Origin of the sequence: Brasilonema bromeliae SPC951 (genome assembly GCF_012912135.1) — a bacterium.
GTDB lineage: Bacteria > Cyanobacteriota > Cyanobacteriia > Cyanobacteriales > Nostocaceae > Brasilonema > Brasilonema bromeliae.
The window spans coordinates 1-5,493 of the sequence record NZ_QMEB01000325.1 but is presented as its reverse complement, the minus strand read 5'-3'; the positions used below and the strand labels follow the sequence as shown (position 1 = coordinate 5,493).

Here is a 5,493-nt window from a genome sequence, read left to right as displayed (position 1 = left end):
GCCTTGACTAACCAACAAACCCACAGGGAAGTATTTCAACGCTTCCCCAATCAACAAAGTGCCATTCGCTTCAATAGTTTGCTCGCTGATCGCATCTTTCCACGAAGTGACTTCTGTAGGTAACTTCAAACTCGTATCATGCCAAATCTCTTTTCCTAGCGGGGACTCTCCCGGTTGAATTAAGCTTGTGAAAAAGCGGGGAGCAATGGTAATAATTGTCTTATTTCCATCCTTCCTTGCAAAGGCAATGATATTCTCTTTAAACTTGCCACTCACTTCCAAAGGTAAGTAGTCGCCTTGCTGAAAAACTTGTAAATACTCAGTCCTTGCTTTCAAACCTTGGACAACGAGGAACAGTTTAATTCTGGCATCTTCCTTGTTAGCAAGTAACTCATCTATTAGCTTGAGAATATCTGTCTTTACCTGTTCCTTAATTGCTTTGAGATAAGACTGCCGATTTTCAAAGTTCACCCGACGGCGATTATCAGGATCAACTAAGCTAAAATCCCATAGTTCAGTTCCTTGATAAAAGTCGGGAACTCCAGGCGAGGTAATTTTCAGTAGTGTTTGAGAAAGAGTATTGAAGATACCATACTCAGCAACCCGTCTTTGGAAAGGCAAAAATTCTTTTAAAAATGGATTGTCTTTCAAGGGTTCAAAAACTGCTGTGACAAAATCAGTAAAAGCATTTTCGTAAACGCTATTTTGTCGCAGCCATCCAGTATGAACTTTCGCTTCTCTGATAGCTTTGATCACATAATTTTTCACCCGTTCAACACAAGTGGGGAACTCTTCTTCATTAAATGGAAAGACTCCTACAAGTGTCTGATAGAAAAGATATTCATCGTTTCTATCTGGCATTGTTAACTGTTCAACTGTCTTTCTGTGGGAACTATTAATTTCACTCCAATTGCGAACTTGTTTTTCCCATTCCTCAGGAATTTCTGAGAGAACATTCAGCCTTGCCCTACTATCTTCACATCGCTTGGTATCATGAGTGGAGGTCGTACTCATAGCATGACACCATTTCGCCTGCCGTTGTTGGTTAAAGTCGTGAAATTCTGAAGCACTAATACCAAAACGACTCGGTTCGCCACCAACTTCGTTTAAAGAAATAAACCGGTTATAAACATAAAAAGCAGTGTCTTCGACTCCTTTCGCCATCAATGGTCCTGTGTACTGCTGCACTCTCATGACAAAGTAAAGCCATTGGTCTTTCTCTGCTTGAGTGATATTATCATCATATTCCAGCAACAGTAATTTCTCGATAAAGTTTAATTCATGGTTCAAGAATGGTGTGTGTGGTTTGGTTGCTTCAATCACTTCGTGAACATAAGCGCGATCAATTTCAGATAGATCCTCTTGAGTAACGTAAGTTCGGTAAACAGGAAAGCGACTGAGAACTTCTGCAAGTGCTCGCTTTAAACCATTGATTGTAAAGTCATTTCCATACCGATGCTTACTCGCAATTGTCTTTAAAAGAGAAGTGATGTTATCAATATCCCCCGCTAACTTTCTCTCTAGAATAAAATGCTTTTTGTCTGGAACCATTTCCTCAAAAGATGTTGTTAGCCCTGTATAATTTGAGTAGATTTCAGTCAACTTATCTACGTTCTCAGTTTTACAAAAAATTCCGTTGACGTAATTCAGGTAATCATACCCAGATGTACCTTGAACTGACCAGTTACTTGGTAAGTCTTCTCCAGGCTGTAAAATTTTTTCAACAGTAATATATGTTTCTCCCGTCTTTTCTCTCAATCTATCTAAATACTCTTTTGGATCGTATAAACCATCAATGTGATCAATTCGCAAGCCTGTAAACTTACCTTCGCTGACTAGCTTGAAAATCAAATCATGAGTGTTTTCAAAAACTTTTAAATTTTCCACTCTGACTGAGATCAACTCATTCACAGTGAAAAATCTTCTATAATTCATCTCTTCAGCCCCAACTTTCCAATAACACAGCCGAAAAAACTGTTGAGAAAGTAAGCTATCTAAAAGATTAAAGCTTTGTGGTTTTCCTGGTTCACCATTAAAAAGTTGCAGATTTTCATCAAGAAAGGTTTTTACTTCCGGATTTTCTGTGTACAATTCCCAAAGAAGTCCTTTGACAAAAGCTGCTTGGTCTTGTCTTTGCTGTGCTACTGTCTCGGAAGGAAGACTTTTCACTATAAACAGGACACCAAGCAACCTCACAAATATTGGGTGTTCTCTTCCTAAAGCTTGAGCCAATTTCTCTAAATTCTCAGTCAAAAAAATGGCGTAAGATTCTAATTTAAGAGGAATCTGTAAACTAAAATAGTTAACGCTGAGTCCTGTCTCATCATACTTAAGTTGAATCTCGCCATTTTCTAAACACTCTCCATAAAAGTTGCCCAGTAATGGAGCCAATATTGGTTCGTAGTTTCTAGCAAAAGGAGCGTTCCAAGGAATATCAAAGTAATCAACATAGCTGGAATGTATACCGTATTCCAACACATCCATCAAATATTTATTTTGGCTATCATAACCCATGTGATTAGGGACAATATCCTGTAACCAACCGAGTTTATGCTGTTGTAATTCTTGGACTAAGCTTTCAAAAGCTTCTTGAGTTCCTAATTCTGGATTTAACTGAGTGGGGTTAACAACATCATATCCATGACTACTTCCGGGTCTTGCTTTGAAAATAGGAGAAGCGTAGAGATCCGAAATTCCCAGATCTACCAGATAGTTTGTAATTGCTTTTGCGGCATCAAAACCAAATTCTGAATTGAATTGAATTCGATAAGTTGCTGCTGGAATCCGCATAGAATTCATCCCTCGGGTATATGTCTAATGAGCGTTTTTTTCGTATCCAGTTTATGCTGCTAAAATGACTAGAAGAATATTCAATTCAATCTAGTCTATCAAAGAGTCAAACAACCACAGATATACATATCCTCTGGATAGCTTATCAGAGAATACGCAGCCTGTAGTAGATAAATCTATCTTTGATTAAAGTAAGAAACCTTATAGATGTTTTGATGAAAATTACGAGGCTTGGTTAAGCAGAAAAGTCTCATATCTTACTTTCAGTTGTTGCAAATCGCAATTTTTTCTGGTAATGGGAGACTATGACATTGTGATTTTTCATGAGTATAATAGAAAAGATTTTTTCAATTCTTTTCTGAGATTATTATAAGTATAAATCTGACATCAATTTGATTGAAGTTCATTAGACTGAAATCTTGCACGATTCTCAAGAAGAAAACCTTGTCCGCCTAGAACTCAAGCTATGCTGTGTATTGCACCCAACACCAAAAGTGCTATAGTCCTCACCTTCACTCCACCTGCACCACCACACAATTTATTTTTTCATCTGATTTTTCTGTTTCGGCAAATAGCACACCCAGAATAAAAGCTACATCAGCCTCAGTCGTGAAAATCCCCCCAATTGAATTGCTAGCTACAGCTTAACTGTACTTCAACCAATGACTATGATGGCTGTTATGGAGTTTTGAGGGATATTCATGACGAAGGTACTGGTTACTGGCGTTGCTGGATTTATTGGTTATCACTTAGCACAACGTCTTGTGAAAGAAGGTGTCGAGGTGATAGGGATTGACAACTTAAACGACTATTATGATGTCAACCTAAAAAAAGCTCGTTTAGCACAGCTTCACTCGCAGCCGGGGTTTACGTTTCAGTTTTTGGAGTTAAGCGATCGCCCCGAGGTTGCTCAACTCTTTCAAAACTACACCTTTGATTATGTCGTCAATCTTGCAGCCCAAGCAGGCGTACGCTACTCTTTACAAAATCCTTGGGTTTATATAGATAGCAATATTACAGGCTTTGTCAACCTTTTAGAAGGATGCCGCCAAAGTCAAATCAAGCACTTAGTATTTGCCTCTTCAAGTTCTGTTTACGGTATCAATACCAAAGTTCCCTTCGCTGTTACCGATAATGTTGACCATCCTATTTCACTATATGCTGCAACTAAAAAAGCAAATGAACTGATTGCCCATACTTATAGTCATCTTTATCACATTCCAACAACCGGGCTACGCTTTTTTACAGTTTATGGTCCCTGGGGAAGACCAGACATGGCATATTTTAAATTCGTAAAAGCGATACAAGAAGGCAAGCCCATTGATGTCTACAACTTCGGTAAAATGCAGCGAGATTTTACATACATTGACGATGTTGTCGAGGGCGTCTTTCGGGTGATGCTTAAACCACCTCAATCCAACGTAGCCAACATAGCAAATAGTAATGCTCCTTACAGGCTTTATAACATTGGTAACAATAACCCTGTGGAATTGATGACGTTCATTGAAGTGATAGAAAAGGCGCTTGGCAAGAAAGCTGTGAAAAATTTATTACCGATGCAACCAGGAGATGTTCCCGCGACTTATGCCGATGTAGATGACCTGATGCGTGATGTTGGATTTAAGCCCAGTACACCCCTGGAACAAGGTATACATTGCTTTTTGCAATGGTATCAAGAGTACAAACAACCTGAATAGAAAGTATAAATTTTTCATCCTTCATCTTTTATCTTCCAGTCATGTAGGGGGGCTATACTCTTGATAACCCACTCTATGATGATTGGGGGAGCTTGTGATATCAGAATTCCAGGATAAACTGCCATTCCCCAATTCGGGTGAACTAATAAACGGCATTTGTTCTGAATAACCGGATAGTGCAGTAAAGCCTTCACCGCTGCAGTGTCATCATGTAGAATTTTCCCTGGACGGGAAAGCAAAGGATAGCCAGTGCGGGGGTCGATGAGATCTGTTAGATAATGGCGATCGCGCAGATTAAAAGCCAGATCACAGCCAAACCTCATAAACTTTTCCCGCAACCTTTGTTTTTCTGTCTCAATTTCCGGTGTACTTTCCACAAGTTCATATCTTGATTGCTGTAAAACAATCACCACCCACAAGAAAAGCTGTTTTTTCCAATCTGGTAATATCTGCTCGCGGTTGGCACAGATATACCGACTAGGAACATGAATTGAAATTTGAACACCTTGTCCCCTTTTGCCAACCAAATGAATGGGACAGCCTCCAGTACAAGTGTAAACTGTCGGATATTGCACTCAACTTTATTTGGTTTTTACAAGTTTTTAACATCGATCTTTTGTATTGATGATAACTCTTAAATAGTCAAAAAAAATATGAAATTTCCCTAATACGAAGAGATGCTTTCAAGCTATTTTTGATATTCTACTTATCTTTAAGGATTCTTTAATCTTTATTTTACCTTTTATGATAAGTTTCTGTTTTTTCACTCTGCTATGGCAGTTCTATTTGAATAGTGAGCAACTTGCGAGTTGCGACTTCCAACTCGCAACTCGCAACTCGCAACTCGCAACTCGCAACTCCTAACTCCCAACTCCTAACTCGCAACTCCTAACTCCCAACTCCCAACTCCCAACTCCCAACACTCGACTCCCAACTCTCAACTCCCAACTCCCAACTCCCAACTCCCAACTCCCAACTCCCAACTCCTAACTCCCAACTCCCAACT

At 39.2% G+C, this 5,493-nt stretch carries 3 protein-coding genes; 1 reads left to right on the top strand and 2 read right to left on the bottom strand.

The window, feature by feature from the left end; translation table 11 throughout:
• On the bottom strand, nucleotides 1-2,790 hold a 2,790-nt coding region (gene treY, locus DP116_RS26680; protein ID WP_169158014.1), incomplete at its 3' end, for a malto-oligosyltrehalose synthase.
• 701 nt (nucleotides 2,791-3,491) lie between these two features.
• Here treY and DP116_RS26675 point away from each other — a divergent pair.
• A complete protein-coding gene (locus DP116_RS26675; protein ID WP_169158013.1) occupies nucleotides 3,492-4,487 on the top strand; it encodes an NAD-dependent epimerase in 996 nt (331 codons plus the stop codon).
• A 14-nt stretch (nucleotides 4,488-4,501) separates the two neighbouring features.
• On the opposite strand, the gene DP116_RS26670 is transcribed toward DP116_RS26675, so the two are convergent.
• Nucleotides 4,502-5,062, bottom strand: a complete 561-nt coding sequence (locus DP116_RS26670) for a methylmalonic aciduria and homocystinuria type D protein (RefSeq protein WP_169158012.1) — start codon at nucleotides 5,060-5,062, stop codon at nucleotides 4,502-4,504.
• Nucleotides 5,063-5,493: the final 431 nt, after the last annotated feature.